Below are 19,793 nucleotides of genomic sequence, written 5' to 3' on the forward strand. Positions count from 1 at the left end.
AAGTTTTATCAAATAACTATTGGGATGGCTAGAGAATTTTAAAAGTTGAATCAGAGAATAGATGCAATTATTGCTGAGATTGAGGAAGTGCTAATCAATAGCATACTCTAAACGAAATTTATCAATTAAAAGACAATAAAAACTCATGTCGGCTGACAAATTATGAAGTCATAGCTTTTGACTGGCTGATACAATTGCAACTAGCCTGTCTCTGGCCTGACTCCAGAAAAAAGTACTGGTACTAGTAAAAATAATGACGCGATCTCCAAATTCAGGAAACAATCAGGAACCATCTAATCGTCGTCTATGGCTCCTGCTTTTAGGACGTACCAGTTTGGCTCTAGGTGGGGTTTTGCTGGTTGGAATTGCAGTTGGTGCTTGGTGGGCTAGAAGTTATGTATATAAAGATTTAGCGCCATTAGTGGAGCAAAATCTTGAGCAATTGCTTGGACGTTCGGTAAAAGTTGGGAACGTTGAACGTTTTTCGCTTTCTAGTCTGAGATTTAGCTCTCTATCAATACCAGCAACTCCCACCGACCCAGATCAGGTGGTAGCAAAAGCTTTGGAGGTGCAGTTCTCGCCGTTGCAACTTATCCTCACCCGAAAACTAGTATTAAATGTCACATTAATTCAACCGAATGTCTACATTCAACAGGATAAGGATGGTCGTTGGGTGACAGCCCAAGTTAAGGCTGGCGAGGGAGAAGGTTTTATTCAAACTGAGTTGCAGACACTTCAAATTCAAGATGGCGATGTAGAGTTGATGCCATTTGCTGCGCCAACTAGACCGAAAGGCTCAGTCATATTAGATCAATTTGGTGGTGTTGCGCGATTTTCAGATCAAAATCAAAGGATTGGTTATGACCTCAATGGTCAACTCACTAGGGGAGGCGCTGTTAAAATTGTTGGCGAAACACAACTCAAAGCTCAACAAACTAGCCTTAAGCTCTCAGCACAAAATTTACAAGCATCTGATATTAGTAGATTAATTGAGTTGCCAATTGCCTTGCAAGCAGGGTATTTAAATGCTGACTTAGGGGTTCAGATTCCACCCAAACTCTCAGACATAGCCGTAACGGGAACGGCTACTGCTAATCAAGTAACTGCCAAAATTCCAAATATTCCGCAGCCGATTTCTAATTTTAATGGGAGATTTATCTTTCAAGGTCAGACGGTTGCTTTAGAGAATTTGAATACGAATTTTGGTCAAGTTCCCATTCTGGCAAATGGCACAATTAATACCCAAACAGGTTTTAATGTTTTAGCTCAGATAAAACCAGTTAATGCAAAAAATATCTTAAACACGCTGAATGTAAATTCGCCAGTCGCAGCTAATGGCGAAATTCAAGCAAATATTCAGGTACTAGGCCCACTTCAGAAACCAGTCCTTAGCGGTACAGTCAGCAACACAAAACCTATTCAAGTTGACCGCCTTCAATTTAAAACTATTAACACTGATTTCCGCTTGAATGTATCTGAAACTGCATCTCAACTTACCGTATCCAATCTGAATTTAGTCCCCGCAGCAGGTGGTCAAATTACAGGCGGCGGTCAAGTTAATGTGGGAGCCAAAGACAACGTTATATTTAATGCTCAAGTCGATGGTGTATCAGGGGATATACTAGCACGTGACTACGGTGTTACTCTTCCGATCGCAGTTGGAAATGTTTCGGCAAAAGCACAAATTACTGGTTCACTTAGCAAACAGCCCTTGAACCTTGATATTACTAGTGTTCAAGTAACGCCGCCAGCCGGAGGGCAAATCACAGCCAATGGTCAAATTCAACTGGCTCCCCAAGGTCAGGTAGGTGTAAATATTCAAGCTCAAGGTTTACCAGGAAATGCGATCGCTCAAGGTTACGGTATCTCAACTCCAATTAATATTGGTGGTATATCTGCGAACGCTAAAGTTTCTGGTTCTCTGGGCAAACCCTTAAATGTCAATATTGCTCGCGTTCAAGCAAGTCCAGAGGTTGGAGGGCAAGTAACAGCTAGCGGTCAACTTCAGCTTGCACCTCAAGGTAGGGTGGCGTTGAATGTTCAAGCACAAAATTTACCAGGAGATGCGATCGCCAGAGCATACAATTCTTCGCCCGGCATCACCATTGGCAATGTATCCGCAAATACCAATATTTCCGGCACTTTGAACAATCTGCAAGCAGTAGCGCGGGTGCAAGCGCCTACCGCTACCTATCCCACTACCGGACGAGTTGTTGTTGCTCAACAGGGAGAAAATATTCTTTTGCCAGATGCGGTTTTGAATGTCGCAGGCGGGACAGTCAGAGCTAGAGGTCAACTGGCACAACAACGCTGGCAAGGGGTTGTCAACACTTCTCAAATTCAACTCAACCGTTTCTCACCACAACTGCGAGGACGGCTTAATAGTAATATTCAGTTAGCAGGCACAACAGAATCTTTCCAGCTTGCAGATATTCGCGCCGCCGGACAAATCCGTCTTTCCCAAGGGGTAGCGCTGCTGGCAAAACCGCTCACTGCTCAATTTCAGTGGAATGGACAGCAGATTATAGTTGAAAACGCAAGTACCTCAGGATTGAGTGCTAATGGTGCGATCGCAATTCAGACTCCACCAACTGGCGCACCGGAAATTGCGGGATTTAATTTAAATGTACTGGCGCAGAATTTCAACTTACAAAATACTGGTTTTCAAGTTCCTGGTGATGTAGCGCTAGTGGGGCTACTAGATTTTAAGGGACAAGTTATAGGTACTCCAGATGTTCCGCAAGCTAATGGTAATATCCGGCTGCGGAATTTCCAGGTTAGTAACTTGGCGTTTGACCCACTTTTAACCGGAAACGTAAACTTTCAAGGGGGGCAAGGGGCAAATCTGCGATTAGCTGGGAAGCAAGATAGGATTGCACTTAACTTAGGCGCAGATTATCGTCCGACTTCATTTTTAGTCAAGCGGGATGAGGCAGTTACCACAGGTAGAACTGAGGGAGATAACTTGCTCATCAACGCTCAACAGTTTCCTATAGCTTTAGTTGGGGGCTTTTTACCAAACAATCAATTGCAACCACTGGCGGGGCAACTATCAGGAAATTTAGTTGTTAATCTAAATAATTATGCCATTGCCGGAGACGTTGCGATCGCACAGCCTCGTGTTGCCAGAGTAGCAGCAGATGAATTTCGCGGCAGCATCAATTATGCTGATGGTACTGCTAGCTTGGCTAATGGTCAATTGCGGATTGGAGATAGCAACATCGCCCTGAGTGGAAATGTGCAACCAGGGAATGACCCGCAATTTCAATTCCAGGCTAATTTTGGTGAAACCAGAATCGAGAGACTTTTACAAGCGTTTAATATCTTCGACCTTCAAGACCTTGGTAGCGGGTTGCAGTCTCCGACGTTAGCTGGAGCAGAAGTACTTCAAACTGAGTCTGTTAGTTTACCCGATGCAGATTTGCTCACACAGTTAGCATATTTCTCAAAAATTGCAACATTGATAGCACAACAACAGCAAGAAGAGAGAAAAGAAACTCCATCTTTGCCCACCCTTGCAGAATTAACGGGTGCTTTGAGCGGAGCAATTACAGCCAATGGCTCGTTAAAATCCGGGTTGAACGTCGGCTTTAATTTTCAAGGTGCGAACTGGCAATGGGGTGAATATTCTATCAATCAAGTAGTTGCTCAAGGCACTTTTGCCGATGGTATTGTCACACTTTCGCCCTTGAGTGTTGGAATCAATCAAGGACTAGTGGCGTTTTCAGGACAGTTAGGAACTGAGCAACTATCTGGAAACCTGAATGTAACAAGTTTACCTCTATCACTTTTAGAGCCTTTCATCGAACAATACCCCATAGATATCACTGGTAATGTAAATGCTGATGCCACATTAGGAGGTAGTTTACAAGACCCTAGTGTTAAAGGCGAAGTGACATTAGCGAATGCGACTCTTAACCAGCAACCTGTACAAACAGGACAAGTGAACTTTGATTACAACAATGCTCGTTTGAATTTTGACAGTACCTTACTAGTGACAGGAACGCAGCCAGTTGCCATTACAGGTAGCATACCTGCTCCGTTGCCTTTTGCCGAAATGCAACCGGATAGTAATCAAATCAGCATCAACGCCAGCGTGAACAATGAAGGATTGGCACTGTTAAATCTGTTTACCAACAATCAAGTCGCTTGGGTAGACGGTCAAGGACAAGTAGATTTAAATGTTCAAGGTACTTTAGACGAACCAATTATTAACGGCAATGCCACACTTAATAATGCAACTTTTCGCGCTGAAGCCTTATCTGAACCCCTAACGAATGTCACAGGAACAGCGCAGTTTAATGGCAATACTGTGAATGTTGAAAGCATCCAAGGTACTTACAATGAAGGGCAAGTAGCTGTATCAGGCATCCTGCCGATTTTTGATTCTCAGCCAGCCGCAGCAAATCCCCTGACAGTATCAATAGCAGACAAACTCAATTTTGAAATTGCAGGACTGTATGAAGGCGGTGTCGGCGGCGATATCATAATTCGCGGAACAGCGTTAAAACCTGTAATTGGTGGAGAGATTCAACTGAGTGATGGTCAGGTGATTATTGGAAACTCGGCTACTGCTGATAAAAAAGCAGCAGCGACAGCAGAGGCGAATGCTAACGTCATAAATAGAGAAGAGATTAACGCTAACGTCAAACCGACACCAGAGAATAGCGCTGACCCAGTAGCTACACCAGAGAGTAGCACTAGCGCAGTAACTCCACCCAATTTACCTGTAGAGTTTGCAGATTTAAAGTTGATTTTAGACGATGATGTTCGTGTTACCAGTCAGTCCCTACTTGACTTTGTACCAGGAGGAGCCGCCTTTAGTCAGCCCATATTAAGCTTTGATGCAACAGGTGATTTGACCATTAATGGTACATTAGCCAAGCCGCTTCCTGAAGGAGTGATTCGTTTGACAGGAGGACGACTGAGCTTATTTTCTACTGAGTTCACCTTAGCACGGGGCTACGAACACACTGCGCGGTTTATTCCTAGTCAAGGACTTGACCCAAATCTGGATGTTCGACTAATCGCAATTGTCCCTGAAGCATCGGCAAGGAACAGTCGAATTTTGGAATCACCATTATCTGCTGAAATCAGCGATGTTTCTGTAAACAGCTTTGGGACTTTACGTAGCGTTCGCGTTCAAGCCAGGGTGAACGGGCCAGCTAGTGAATTGGGCGACAATCTAGAACTGACGAGTGAACCCAACCGTAGTCGGGGAGAAATAGTTGCTCTGCTGGGTGGCTCAATTCTGAATTCTTTCGGTCAAACAGATGCCACCCAAGGGCTGACTAATTTCGCTAGTTCTAGCATTTTAGGTGGTTTACAAGGAACTATCACTGCGATCGGGCAAGCTGTTGGTTTCAGTGAGTTTCGGATATTTCCGACTCCATCTACCAATGAAGCATCGAGAGCTTCAATTCTTAATTTATCAGCAGAAGGTGTGTTTGATGTCAATAGAAACGTGTCTGTTTCTTTATCACGCGCTCTTTCTAGTAATGACTCTTTCCTTTACAACGTCCTCTATCGAGTCAATGACGAAATTCTCATGCGAGGCTCAAGTAATTTGGGGGATGAAAATCGATTTTTAGTTGAGTATGAAACCCGATTTTAGATCAATACAGTACACCCGTAGGGTCACGGCATGCCGTGCCCTTACACCTTGCTGAATAGGTATTCTAGCCTGCAAACTCAGTGATAGTTATGAGATAAACACTATTTTTTTATGTAAATTTCTGGTAACTGCCACCAAGGAACATGGGGATATTCGTGATGTTCTTCATGGTAGCCGAAATGATAGCACGTGATAAATGACCACCAAATTGGACGGCTAATTGTTTGCGAACAATGAGGCTGAACATAACCCCCTATTGGTTCACTATGAGGTAAAAAAGTCCCAAAATAAAATAATTGTAATGAACTTAAAAGCGAGGGGAACACCCAAAAGTAATTTAGATTATCACTTGGTATATGAAGTATGTAATTAGCAAAGTTATAAATAATAGTCAACGCAATTATTTGTCCCCAACTCCAGTAACCCTTCATAAAATGAAAATACCACGCAAAGAAATTTTTGTGTTTCCCATTATGAAAATCTGGGTCTATTTGACTTGCTGGATTGTGGTGATGTACCCAATGTTTTTTCAATAATTTTTTATAGGGCAAAAGACCATAAATAGATAGGGTTAATGTCCCAATAAGATGATTAATCTTAGTATTCTGGGGAAATACTACTCCATGCATAGCATCATGAGATGTAATAAATAATCCCGTATATAAAAATGTTTGCCATAGTAGAACAGGCAATAACACCCACAATTTTAACTGGGAGATGTCAAGGGAAAGTAATAAACTCAGGCTAATGGCCCATGCGCTAACAATGACAATAGCAATGAAAAGTCCCTTAAACTGAGATTTACTTTTCACTACTGGGGTCAGTTTTGTTTGATGACTGGGTGGTTGTTCTAACTCGATCACACTTTTACTCCGCCTAGCATTCAAATGAAAATTCCAAAAATATAGTGATTACAAAAACAACTAACTACTAGCCGGGAAACTGTGTTAGTGGTCAATCTTTTACACTGGACAATGCCAATGCTCAAAAATGTGTAGAAATATTAAGATACTTTAACTAGTATTACACACGCAGCTGCTATTCTAAAAACTGTTTTCGGTTGAAAGGTTGGGTGATACAAGTGAGGACACTGGTTAAATTGGTATTTAGTATAATCAGTGCCTTCTGTTTGATACTTGGGATACAATCTAAGGCTGCAAGAAAGATGCTCAATAATTAGCGGGGAGTTTAGGAAATGAGGTGAAGTACGTCCCGCACTACGCTGTAACCATTGAGATCCCAAAGTAAGTAAGCAAGAAAACCGATCATAGCCAAGCGACCGTTCCAAAGTTCAGACTGAGGAGTTAGCCCAAGTTCAGCAGCATTGCGGTCTTTGCCATTGTATGCAGTTTCAGTTTTATCACTAGGATAAAGTGCCATTGTTAAGTTTCCTTAAGAAGTTAAGTACATTGTTCATATTACTTAAAATACCCATTTAGCGCTATCTGTCTCTAGTTCCAAAGTAGAAGCAACTCTAAAGAATGAGATTTTAAGGTGGTTTAGGAAATACTTATCTAACAAAAGTTCAATAATAGCTAGCCTATAGAGGAGAGATATTTTTACCAAATCTCTGCGAATGAAAACCTGTAATATTACTAAAAAAGGATTTTGGATATGATAAAAAATCTAACGAAAGTTAGAAGGTTTCTGGAGTATTATTGTCCAAAATAAAAAAGAGCAAATAATATTTTCAAACTTATATATAGTATGGCTCCTACAGTACTTATTACAGGCGCTTCTGAAGGTATTGGTAAAGCGACAGCTATTTTATTTTCTCGGCAAGGATATGACCTTGTAATTGCAGCTCGTCATGCTAACCGCTTAGAAGCCTTAGCGCAGGAGTTGCAAAGCATTGGTTGTGCAGCACCATTAACGGTTACTTGCGATGTCACTGACCCATCTCAGGTAAACACATTAGTGCAAAAGGCATTAGAAAATTATGGTTATATCGATGTGCTAATAAACAATGCGGGCATCTTTGCATCGGGGCCCGTAGAGCAGTTTTCTCTGAGTGATTGGCATCAAATTATAGACACTAATTTATGGGGATATATCCACACAATTAATGCCCTTCTACCTCATTTCCTCCAGCGGGGAAGTGGAACTATAGTTAATTTAAGTTCCATCGGCGGTAAGGTGCCAACTGCTTACTTGGTTCCCTACTGTACTAGTAAGTTTGGCGTGACAGGTTTGACGGAAGCTCTACAAGCAGAACTACAACCAAAAGGGATTCATGTTTGTGGGATTTATCCGAATTTAATTAAGAGTACTTTAATGGAACGGGCAGTTTTTCGGGGCAAAGATGAGCAAGATGCTCAAGCTCGTCGTGGACAGCTTGAGAATGTGCTGAAAAATCCGGTGGTGGAGAAGCCTGAAGATGTGGCAAATGCTATCTGGGATGCAGTCAAGAATAAGAAGTCAGAAGTGATGGTTGGTTCGGCGAATTTCTCGCAAGCTTTGTATCGCTTGTTTCCTGGTTTGATAAAGTGGGTTTCGCGGCAAGGGTTGAAAAATCAGGATAGTTAATTTTTGCTCCCAGTACATTCTGCTATTGTGATTCACATTCTCGTTTCGTTACATAGTGGCGATACCGAAACATAGCCTCTAGTTGCGCTTGCACTAACCAACCACTGACAAATTCAACTGTTCCTCCGCCAGGCATGGAGAAGGAGATTGCATCAGTTAGCCTAGTTTTGCCAGCTTCCGGTTCAAATTCATGTCGATGTACCCAAGACTCAAAGGGGCCAGATATCTGTTCGTCGGTAAACAGGCGATATTTTTCACATTCAGTATGACGCGCTAACCAAGTTAAGGGTAATGGGCCGAGAAACAGGCGAAATTCTGTGATAGCGCCCACGTTCAGCCCTCCCTCACGACGAACCACTTGGACTGGCTGCCAAGGTGGATTCAGGAGTTGCAAAATATCTGGCCTTTCATGAAATTTCCAAACTACTTCTGGCGACGCATTTATTACTGAAGAATGTTTAAAGTGCAGCATGGAAAGAAAAACCTAAAATTCAACTTTCGGATTCGGTATCAATCTCGATATCTAGGGTATCTTCATCAACCCGCACATACAAAATATTTGGGTTACAGCAAACTTGACAATCTTCTACATAAGATTGCTGTCCTCCAGCACTCAAATCAATAAAAGTTAAGTTCGGTTCGCCGCAATAGGCGCAGTAATACTCAGCTGTGTTTTGCATCAAGTTTTCAGCTATGAATTCAATGGCTGTAATTCTTTTGGAGTTGGGTTGATATAACTCTGAGCATCAGCCAAATGCTTTAGTAGTGTAGACTGTGGCAGAGGCCCTTGCAAGTGGCTCCAAGGTAAAACTTGCTCTGTTGACCACTGGGCGTGGACGTAGAAATCTAAATCGGGAATTTGTCCTTTGAGTTGTTTGAAAGCACGTTTGTAGCTACCCAAGGAATCGCCAAAGTCACGAGTAAGTTGGAGGAGTTGGGAGAGCCTGCGATCGCCTCTCGACAATAAAGCTTGTATAATCGACCAGTTATAGCTTTCTGGGCGAAACTCTATCCCCTGTGGTTTTAGCTGTTTTTGCAAAAACTGCAACCGCTTTTCTGCTTGACGATTCACCCCAAACCATTGAAATGGTGTGTGTGCTTTCGGTACAAAGGTGCTGCATCCGTATGTTAACCGCAATCCCGGCGCAGCTTTTTTGATATTACGCATCATTGTCACGGTTTGCTCTAAATCTTCTGGTTCCTCACCGGGAATTCCTGCCATTCCGTAGAGTTTCAAGCTTTTTAATCCGCCAGCTTTGGCATTTACCGCCGCTTGGATAATTTCGTCGTTATGCAGCTTTTTGTTAATGATTTGGCGGATTTTTTCGGAACCACTCTCTACAGCAATGGTAAGCGATCGCGTGTCTCGTTTCGTCAAAGTTTCTGCTAACTGGACTGTTACGGTATTGGTTCGCACTGAGGCAATACTGAGACGGACATCATCGTATTTTGGCTGACTAATATAATCCAGTAAAGTCTCAAATTCTGGATGCTGAGTTACAGAAGCGCCCAATAATCCTAGGCGATTTGTAACTTCTAAACCTTTTTCAATGGCTGGAATTAATGAACTTTCAAGACTGGCTGTCCTAAAAGGCAGTGTGAGATAACTCGCCAAACAGAAGCGGCACATTTCTGGACAACTTCTCACCACTTCCACCATGTAAATATTTTCCCATGCAGCTTTTTCGGTGACTACAGTCGATGCTGATAGAGTATTTCCCCGATAAGTTTGCTTTTGTACCACTGCGGGAATTTCGGGGGAAATTGGTTCAATTGACTTTACTGCACCATCTATGCTGTGATATTCCACCTCATACAAACTAGGAATATAAATTCCTGGGACTTGTGCAAGTCTTTTTAGTTGAGTTTGTCTAGAAGCATTTCTTATTTCTTTGTACGCCTCAATGAAATTTCCCAGTAGGTTTTCGCCATCCCCCAGTAAAACGGCATCAAAAAAATCTGCAAAAGGTTCGGGGTTAGCAGTGAGAACTGGGCCACCACCAAAAATTATCGGATGAGAATCATCACGAGAGGTTGCCAGAATCGGAATATCCAAAGATTCCAGCAAATTTAGAATATTCACATAATCCAGTTCCCAGGAAATCGAAAATCCCACAATTTCCGGTGTTCTGGGGAGTTGTTCGTGAGTATCTGTAAACAGGCGACTCACCTGCACATCATCACGCATTGCCAAGGTTGCCCACACCACCTGATAGCCGAGGCTAGTGATACCTACACTATATTCATTAGGAAAGGCAAAAATGATGGGAATAGCGTCGGTGTTTGGGTTAGCGGGCGTGAAAAGGAGGCGTTCAGAGGTAAATACAGATGATGTCACAGGTGTTTTTTAGGGGTGTTTGAATAATACAGTTTCATAGAATTCGCGCCTACACAGGCAAAAACCAATTTTCTTTCTTTTCTCTACGAGAGGCTACGCCAACGTGGGTTTCATTTTAGCCCGCCCAGGCTGACGAGAGTTTGTGTAGCCGCGATTTCTAGTCACCAAGGCTTCTTTATCTATATTTAATTTTAAGCCATAGAATTATCAAGTTAAAAAACAATGTCACGCTATTAGCAAGAATAATTGGCAAGGCTTGGAGATAAATTCCGTAGATTAACCACAAAAAAAGACCGCTCATAAATGTAATCAGCATGACGAAAGAAACATCTTTTGCTGATTTAGTTTGCCAAGTTTGAAACATCTGTGGCAAGAAGGCGATTGTTGTAAGTGTAGCAGCAGCTAATCCTAGAATTGTCAGAAAATCCATTGCGATGCAACCATATCAATTCATTTGTAGTGTAACGCCTTAGTAAGACTTGCATTACATAAAAATAGGATTGACATATTATGTTTTAACGGCATTTTATTTTTTTAGGAAATCCTTGTTTTTTACTGCACGCAGTAAAAAACAAGGATCATGCTAATAACTTTTGTCCACTCTCACAAGTTACTATTAGGACTTACGCAATAACTCTCTCAAACTCTTATTCCTTTGTGTCCTTTGCGTCCTTTGCGGTTCGTGTTTTCATTATTTTGCGTAAGTCCTGACTATGTTTTGCTCTTTTCTAATTGTCGCCGTCGGCTTAAGTGGGATTAGTAAAAATAGTGATTTTAGAAGTAAATAGCCCTAGTATTAGTTATAATATATCTAGAATTTCTGCTACAAGTTTTCTGACATGAGGTTCTTTTAAAACCGTTTCATGTTCACCACTTACGCAACAAACGCATACTCGCTCTTTGGTTAATTGTCCCCAAGCCACAGTAGGGTCATCTGGAAAATTTTCTGATAATGATGAAGTATTGAATAGTGATATGCCAGCTTTAATGGGTTGTGGTTGATAACGCAGACTTGCCTGCAAATTAGCTTTGTAAACATTGAGTAAGCCGAAAATTATACTGCGTCCTGAATCAGGAGGAATGAGTTCGTGGTGGTGCAACAGTTGCAGCACATAATCAAATTGAGCCGCTTTATCTAGAGTCGAAAGTTCGTCATAATTAACACTTACAGTTGTATTAAAATGCAGTCCTATTTGCTCAACAATAAAGCAAAGAATAGCAGCCTCATCTTCAAGAGAAGCCTCAATTTCAGGAGTAGATAATGGTGGATGAGTATCGATAATTAACAGATGCTCAATCTGTTCTCCCCCAGATTCCAATTGGGAAGCCATTTCAAAAGCAATGAGTCCTCCCAAAGAGTGACCACCTAGCAAATAAGGCCCACAAGGCAGAATTTCTCGAATTGCCTTTAGGTAACTAGCAGCCATTGCTTCGATAGTATCTAAAGGTGGTTGTTTTCCATCTAAACCTTTTGCCTGAAGTGCATAAACTGGACGTTCTTGACCCAAAGCTTGAGCAAGTACAGAGTAGGAAAGAGCATAACCGCCTGCTTGATGTACAAAAAATAAAGGGGGTAAATCACCCTTAGTTTGTAAAGGAACTAGAACATCTAAATCACTGCTTGACCGGTCTTGTTCTAGCAAAGCTGCCATCTTCTCTATCGTACCTTCCCGGAATAAAGTAACAACAGGTAGATTGCATCCTAAACGTTGTTCAATTGTTACTATTAACCGAATAGCTAAGAGCGAATGACCACCCAAATCAAAGAAGTTTTCAGTAACACCAATAGGGCTAACTTGCAGTATTTCTTGCCAAATTTGGACTAATTTATGCTCTAACGCCGTCCGAGGGGGAATTTGTTGGCTGGAGTCGATATTCCTTTCAAAATTAAGTGCAGATAGTGCCTTTCTGTCAACTTTGCTATTAGGTGTTAAAGGTAGAGAATCTAATATGACAAAGTGTGCTGGCACCATGTATTCAGGCAGTTTTTCTTTTAGGAAAGTACGTAGCTGATTTACAGAGGTAAGTTGCTCAATTGAGGAGACAATGTATGCAACTAGGCATTGACTTCCTACTGAATCTGCACAAGTAATCACCACCGTATTGAGGACATCTGGATGCTGATTTAATACTGCTTCAATTTCTCCTAATTCGATGCGTAAGCCACGAATTTTTACCTGGTTATCAATACGCCCCAAAAATTCAATATTGCCATCAGGGAGATAACGAGCTAAGTCACCTGTTTTATAGAGACGTTCTGATTTTGAATTATTAAAAGGATTGGGAATAAATTTCTCGGCGGTTAACTCTAAACGGTTTAAATAACCCCGCGCCAGCCCAGCGCCGCCAATGTGCAGTTCACCAGGAACACCAATAGGAACGGGTTGTAAATTCTGATCAAGAATATAAATTTGATTGTTAGAAATTGGGCGACCAATTGGAACAATTTTTTGATTAATTCCAGGCTGACAAGTTGAGAAGGTTGTATTGATACAAACTTCAGTTGGGCCATAGAGATTGTGAAAATTCACATTTAGTTTACTAAACAAACCTTCTTGCAGAGAAACTGGTAAAGTTTCGCCCCCACAGAAGACGTTTTTTAGAGAATTACAAGTTTCAATTCCTCCTTGTTCTAAGATCATTTGTAGTAACGATGGAACAAATTGAACAAAAGTAATTTTCTGTTCGTTAATGATTTTAATTAGATAAGCACTATCCTGATGACCTCCTGGACGAGCTATAACCAACTGTGCGCCTACTAACAATGGTGCGTATAATTCCCAGACAGAAGGATCGAAACTTAAGGGAGTTTTCTGGAGCAGTTTGTCTGCTTCCGTCATGGGAAATGTTGTTTGTATCCAGAACATATGATTGCAAATAGCGCGGTGAGAGATCATTACTCCCTTGGGCTTACCTGTGGAACCAGATGTGTAAATGGTATAGGCTAAGTTTTCTGCTACTACTTCATTAACTGGGTTTTCTGCACTTTGTTGGGTAATGATTTCCCAGTCAGTATCTAAACAAATAAGCTGTATATTGTCTTGAACACCAACTTTTTCCAGTAGTTTTTGTTGAGTTAATAAGACTGGTGTCTGAGCATCTTCTAGGATGAAATTTATCCGCTCTTGGGGATAAGCTGAATCGATGGGGACATAAGCTCCACCAGCTTTAAGAATACCCAACAACGCAATTACCATTTCTAGCGATCGCTCAACGCAAATACCAACCAGTACATCTGATTTTACCCCTACTGAATGTAGATAATGCGCCAATTTATTCGCCCGTCTATTCAACTCCCCGTAAGTCATATTTTCGTTTTCAAACACCACAGCTATTGCATCTGGTGTCTTCTCTACCTGCAATTCAAATAATTGGTGAAGGCACTTATCTTGGGGATACTCAACTTGAGTCTGATTCCAATTTACCAATAATTGATTTTGCTCAGTTGCTGTTAGTAGAGATAACTCTGTAATTCGCTGTTTGGGATTAGCAACAATACTTTCTAGCAAGGTTTGAAAATGACCCACCATCCGGTTAATTGTTGTTACATCAAATAAATCGGTTCTATATTCCCATGTTCCCTGAATTCCTGCTTCTGTCTCTATCATTAATAGAGTTAAATCAAACTTAGCGGTCACCTGTTCCAATTCCAAGGGAATAAGGCTCAAATTAGGTAGTTCCAAGTTGCCCATCGGGGCATTTTGTAACACAAACATTACCTGGAATAAGGGATGATGACTGAGATTTCTTTCTGGATGTAGTTCTTCAACAATCTTTTCTAAGGGTACATCCTGATGGGCATAAGCTTGCAGCGTTTCTTCTTTGATTCGTAACAGTAATGTATTAAAATCAGGATTGCCAGTTAAATCGGTTCTGATAACTAAAGTATTGACAAAAAAACCAATTAGTTCTTCAATTTGTTTACGATTTCGGTTAGCAATGGGCGTACCAATTAATAAATCCTGCTGTCCCGAATAACGCATTAACAGGGTGCTAAATACCCCTAACAATCCCATGAACAGGGTAGCACTTTGAGATTCGCATAACTTCTGCAAGCGATCGCTCACTTCTGTGTTAATCGTAAAGGATACAGTAGCGCCTTGATAACGTGCGATCGCAGGACGAGGAAAATCAGTCGGTAGCTCTAAAGTTTCGATTTTTCCACCAAGTTTTGCTTTCCAATAAGCCAGTTGTGCAGGTAGTTGGGTTTGCTCAAAAGTTGTTCGTTGCCAATTGGCAAATTCCCCATATTGTAGAGATAAAGGTGATAAAGGCGATGCATCACCCTGGCAAAATGCTGCATAAGATAAGGATAATTCCTTAATCATTAAACCCAATGACCAACCATCAGAAATAATATGGTGTATTACCAAGACAAAAACATGAGCGTCCTCATTTAACTGATAGAGATGGACGCGCAATAAAGGCAGTGTACGAAGATTGAAGGGAGAAATAATTGCTTCTCTAATTAATTTTTTAACTGCTTCTTCCTGCTTTTCTGGCTCTAAATGACCCAGATTTATCAGCGTCAATGGCACTTCATCAGATTCATGAATAACTTGTACAGCAACTCCGTCCTTAGTCTCAAAAGTTGTGCGTAATGCTTCATGACGTTGAATTATTTCTTGTAAACTGCGGTGTAACGCCTCTTGATTTAAATCTCCATCCAAACGAAAAGCGATCGCAATATTGTAAGCAGGATTATTCGGTTCCAACCAATCTAAAAACCAGAGTCGTGCTTGAGAAAAAGAAAGCGGTAAGTTTTCTCGGAGGGTAATTTGTGGAATAATATCTTGAAGGGTACTTGTAGAATCGCTCACCACAGCCAAGCGCTCAATTTCCTCAGCTAAACCTGCGATCGTTGAATGTTCAAAAACTTTTCTTAAGGGTAAGGCTAAATTAAATTCTTCACGAATCCGAGAAACTAACTTAGTTGCTAAAAGAGAATGTCCTCCTAAATGGAAGAAATCGTCTGTCACGCCGATGGTATCAATAGCTAGCACATCAAGCCAGAGGGTGCATAGTCTTGTTTGGGTAGGAGTTGTGGCTTGAACAAAAGCTTGTTTACTAAGCGCTAAATCTCGCTCTGGTGCAGGTAAAGCACGCCAATCCAGTTTACCGCTGGGAGTCATCGGGAAGCTTTCTAGAAGCACAAAGGAAGACGGACGCATATATTCTGGTAATTCTTCCCGTACCTGTTCTTTTAACTGGGAAATTAGCGTTTTTGCAAAACGTCCTTTGAGCGGATCAATCCAGTAAGAATTAGTAGCTTGAGTAGGGACTATACTAGTAATTGGCATTACTGGAGAGCGGCGTTTTCCATCTGTTGTTGGATAGAAGCAAACGTCAAAATAAATCGGACTCAAATCTGGAGAGTGGCTAATAGTTAATTGACAGCCTATCTCTTTAGCTAGAGTAGATAAAACTGCTGGATCAATTGCTTGGTCTAAGTTAATTTTATAGATGGATTCGCGTAACTCTCCAATTGTCTTTTCACCATCATTTCCTTCCATCCACTGTAAAACTGCTTCATCTTTAATTAAACGTGCATTGGGAATTCCACGCCAACCAATTGCACCTGATTTAATAATTTCCTGACGTAAATCGTCTAATTGCAAAGCTGTTTCCCAATTTTTCCAAATAGGTTCTATAACATCATTTGGTGAATCAGCTAATTTGTGTAAGACGACATCATAACGATATTTAGTCAGTTCGTTATGGCTATTTTCCTCTTTGAGGTTAACTTCTACTACCTCTAAATTGGGAAAAACTTTGGTCAGATTGACGAAGAAAGTTGGATCAAGTACTAATTCACTTTCTGTTTCCGCAACGCGTCGGACTTGGGTTTTAAAAGTTTCCTTATTTGTATTGTCATCAGCTTGAGAAAAAGCAACGCTGGTATGAAAATAATTTAAAAGCGGTAAATTCCGATTATCACCAATAAACAGACTTCCTCCCGGTGCTAATATTTCCAATGCGCCTGCAATTACCTGCTGTAAATACTCAATAGATGGGAAATATTGGGCGACAGAATTAATAATAATAGTATCGAACTCAGCATCAGGAATTTGGGAAAAATCAGTGGCTTCTCGCGTCAATAACTTTACATGATTCCACGAGCGATTTTGCATAATATTTGTCAATCGCTTAATTGCTTCCTGGGAAAAATCAGTTCCCCAATAGGATTTTACCTGAGTAGCGATATTCAATAAAATCATCCCCGTACCACAGCCAATTTCTAGAATCCTTTGGGGTTTGAGTGCTTGGATTCGCGCCAGGGTATTATTTAGCCATTGACGCATATCGGCGGCGGGAATGGGTTGATTATCATAACTACTATTCCAACCAGTGATGTTAAAGGCTTCGTTGGCTTCAGTTTCACTATGACGATAGGTTTCGTTAAAGGTATATTGCCATTCTTGAGTTTGTTCCTGCTTCAAAGTTTCATAGTCTGAAATTTGATCTTTGGGAACTATGTAAGCGGCTATTCTCACATCTTCTTTACTTTCTTCCCGAACAATTACTAAAGCATCGCGCACCCCTGAATGACGTTTGATAACTCCTTCAATTTCCCCCAATTCGATGCGAAAGCCACGAATTTTAACTTGATGGTCGTTACGTCCTATATATTCAATTTCGCCGTTATCAAGAAAACGAGCTAAATCACCAGTTTTGTAGAGGCGTTCTGGTTTTAAATTGTTAAACGGATTGGGAATCATCCGTTCTGCGGTTAATTGCGGACGGTTAAAATAACCGCGAGTTACACCCGCACCACCAATATACATTTCACCAACTACCCCAATGGGAATGGGTTGGCAGTGACGATCTAAAATATATAGAGAAAGGTCGGGAATCGGTTTACCAATTAAACTACCAAGACGTTGTTTTACATCCCTTAAGCGAATCGGACGGTAGGTAACGTGAACGGTGGTTTCCGTAATCCCGTACATATTTACTAGTAACGGAAGCTGATCATCATGGCGTTCAAACCAAGGTTCTAGACTTGCTAAATCGAGCGCTTCTCCACCAAAAATTACATAGCGTAATTCTAGTTCCCCTTCCCGACAAAGTATTTCTTCCGCTTGCATTAATTGTCTAAATGCTGAAGGAGTTTGGTTTAAAACTGTGACTTTAGCATCACAAAGCAAGTTATAAAATTCTTCGGGAGAACGACTTACTAAATAAGGTACAATTATTAAACGACCACCAAAGAAAAGAGCACCCCAAATTTCCCAAACGGAGAAATCAAAGGCGCAGGAATGAAAGAGTGTCCACACATCTTTGGCGTTAAAGTTGAACCATTTTTCAGTAGCCAACATTAAACGCACAACATGACGATGGGTGACAACGACTCCTTTGGGTTTTCCTGTGGAACCGGAGGTATAAATAATATAAGCTGCGTTATCTGGCTGAACTAAAACTTTTGGTTCTGTTGTTTGTAGTTTTGCTAGTTCAGCTTCGCAATTATCAATAAATATAACAGTAGCTTGGTGAGATGGAATTTGCTCTTTAAATTGGGTGTGGGTAAGCAAAACTGCAACTTGACTATCTTCAATCATATAAGCGATGCGATCGCTCGGATAATCGGGATCGAAGGGAACATAAACCCCACCCACTTTCAGAATCGCCAAAATAGAAGCGACCAAATCCAAGGAACGCGATAGCCACAGTCCTACTCGTGATTCTGGTTTGACACCAAGATTAATTAAATGATGTGCTAATTGGTTAGCGCGATGATTTAATTGTGCATAAGTAAGGGTTTCATTTTCAAATATTAACGCTGTTTGTTGGGGACGCAACTTTGCTTGTTGGCTAAATATTTCATGCAAACAAAATTGCACGGGAAAACTTTGGCGAGGTGTAGCTGGAATTAATTGAGATAATTCTTCAGTCAGCAGAAAAGGTAAGCGACTTACGGGTGTATCCGGTTGCGCTATTAAATTTTCTAGAAGTTGGCAAAAATGACGCGTAAATCTTTCTACAGTTTCTCTTTTGAATAAATCTACGTTGTAGGATAAAACTCCATTTAGCTGTTTTTCGCTTTCGGTAATGAATAACTCTAAATCAAAACGAGCCGCTTCTTGAGTTGCTAATATGGAAACTTCTAAATCACCTGTACTAAATTGCGGTTTGGGTGCATTTAATAAAGTAAAGGCAATTTGGAATAAGGGATTGCGGCTGGTATCCCGTTCAAGATGCAAGCGGTCTACTAAGGTTTCAAATGGTACTTCTGTATGTTCAAAAGCCTCTAGTATCGTTTCTCTAACTCTATTTAGCAGCTTGCGAAAACTAGGTTCGTCTGATAAATCGGTGCGAATCACCAACATATTGACGAAAAAACCAATGAGTTTTTCAGCATCGATTCCCGGACGATTGGCGATGGAAGTACCGACTGGTATATCCTCTTGTCCGGTGTAACGCGCTAAAAGAGTCTGGAAAGCACCCATCAGGGTCATAAATAAAGTGGTACCTTCTTTTTGGCTGAAGGTACGAATAGCATTTGTGAGGGAAATTGGTAGAGAAAATTTCACCAAATCTCCCCGAAATGATTGGAGGCGGGGTCTAGTAAAATCAATGGGAAATTGCAAAACTGGTAATTCTGCTAGTTGTTTCTCCCAATAAGCAAGACTATCTTGCAAAGCTAAATAGTTAAATTTTTCTTGTTGCCATAAGGCATAATCGGCGTATTGAATTTTTAAATCTGGGAGTGCTGTTTCATCTCCTTTAATAGCCAATTGGTAAAGAGCAGCAATTTCTTGTAAAAAAACGCCAATTGACCAAGCATCAGCAATGGTATGATGAAGAGTTAGGGTGAGTATGTATTGTTTTGATGCTAGCCGAAAAAGGCGCGATCGCACCAATGGCCCTGTTTCCAAATCAAAGGCATATTCAGCTTCAGAACGCCCTATTCTCAAGATTTGTTTTTTAGCATCTTTTGTGTTATCGCTCCAATCTTCTAATACAATTTCAGCTAAATAATCTGGGTGAATCTGTTGCCAAGGTTCCCCATCAATTGCTATAAATGTGGTTCGCAGGCTTTCATGTCGCTGCTGCAATTGTTTAAAAGCTTCCTGCAAAGCCTCTACCTGTAAATTCCCATGCAGACTGAATACAGAACAAATATTATAAGCAGAAGATGTAGGTTCTAATTCATAAAGAAACCACAACCGTCTTTGTTGAAAAGAAGCAGGTGCTTGGGTAAGACTGCGACGCGGAATCAAAAACTGGTCTTTTTCTAGTTCGATTCCTTCCTCTTCTAGAAGGAATTCTAAAAGTTCAATATCATTTATTTCTGAATTCATCATAATATATATA

The 19,793-nt window shown here is 41.0% G+C and carries 9 protein-coding genes; 2 read left to right on the forward strand and 7 right to left on the reverse strand.

Annotated features, from left to right (window positions below):
- Positions 1 to 253 precede the first annotated feature (253 nt).
- On the forward strand, positions 254 to 5,614 hold the full coding sequence (locus tag F8R90_RS05560) for a translocation/assembly module TamB domain-containing protein (RefSeq protein WP_196509924.1): 5,361 nt from the start codon (positions 254 to 256) through the stop codon (positions 5,612 to 5,614).
- Positions 5,615 to 5,715: 101 nt separating this feature from the next.
- Here the strand turns inward: F8R90_RS05560 and crtW are convergent, their stop codons facing one another.
- Positions 5,716 to 6,477 (reverse strand): beta-carotene ketolase CrtW, encoded by a 762-nt coding sequence (gene crtW / locus F8R90_RS05565; protein WP_196509925.1) that lies wholly within the window; start codon positions 6,475 to 6,477, stop codon positions 5,716 to 5,718.
- Between the two features lie 325 nt (positions 6,478 to 6,802).
- Positions 6,803 to 6,994 (reverse strand): chlorophyll a/b-binding protein, encoded by a 192-nt coding sequence (locus F8R90_RS05570; protein ID WP_190889978.1) that lies wholly within the window; start codon positions 6,992 to 6,994, stop codon positions 6,803 to 6,805.
- Between the two features lie 327 nt (positions 6,995 to 7,321).
- On the opposite strand from F8R90_RS05570, the gene F8R90_RS05575 reads away from it, so the two are divergent.
- Positions 7,322 to 8,140 (forward strand): SDR family NAD(P)-dependent oxidoreductase, encoded by an 819-nt coding sequence (locus F8R90_RS05575; protein ID WP_196509926.1) that lies wholly within the window; start codon positions 7,322 to 7,324, stop codon positions 8,138 to 8,140.
- Between the two features lie 22 nt (positions 8,141 to 8,162).
- On the opposite strand, the gene F8R90_RS05580 is transcribed toward F8R90_RS05575, so the two are convergent.
- The 5 genes from F8R90_RS05580 to F8R90_RS05600 all read right to left on the reverse strand — a co-directional run bounded on the left by F8R90_RS05580 (position 8,163) and on the right by F8R90_RS05600 (position 19,783).
- A complete protein-coding gene (locus F8R90_RS05580) occupies positions 8,163 to 8,612 on the reverse strand; it encodes an SRPBCC family protein (protein WP_196509927.1) in 450 nt (149 codons plus the stop codon).
- A gap of 19 nt (positions 8,613 to 8,631) precedes the next feature.
- Complete coding sequence (locus tag F8R90_RS05585; RefSeq protein ID WP_012411100.1) at positions 8,632 to 8,820, reverse strand: CPXCG motif-containing cysteine-rich protein; 189 nt, start codon at positions 8,818 to 8,820, stop codon at positions 8,632 to 8,634.
- Between the two features lie 11 nt (positions 8,821 to 8,831).
- Complete coding sequence (locus F8R90_RS05590) at positions 8,832 to 10,478, reverse strand: B12-binding domain-containing radical SAM protein (RefSeq protein WP_196509928.1); 1,647 nt, start codon at positions 10,476 to 10,478, stop codon at positions 8,832 to 8,834.
- 175 nt (positions 10,479 to 10,653) lie between these two features.
- On the reverse strand, positions 10,654 to 10,908 hold the full coding sequence (locus F8R90_RS05595; RefSeq protein ID WP_190889967.1) for a SemiSWEET transporter: 255 nt from the start codon (positions 10,906 to 10,908) through the stop codon (positions 10,654 to 10,656).
- A 370-nt stretch (positions 10,909 to 11,278) separates the two neighbouring features.
- Complete coding sequence (locus tag F8R90_RS05600; protein WP_196509929.1) at positions 11,279 to 19,783, reverse strand: non-ribosomal peptide synthetase; 8,505 nt, start codon at positions 19,781 to 19,783, stop codon at positions 11,279 to 11,281.
- Between the last annotated feature and the right edge of the window lie 10 nt (positions 19,784 to 19,793).

Origin of the sequence: Nostoc sp. NZL (assembly GCF_015714705.1) — a bacterium.
GTDB lineage: Bacteria > Cyanobacteriota > Cyanobacteriia > Cyanobacteriales > Nostocaceae > Nostoc > Nostoc foliaceum_A.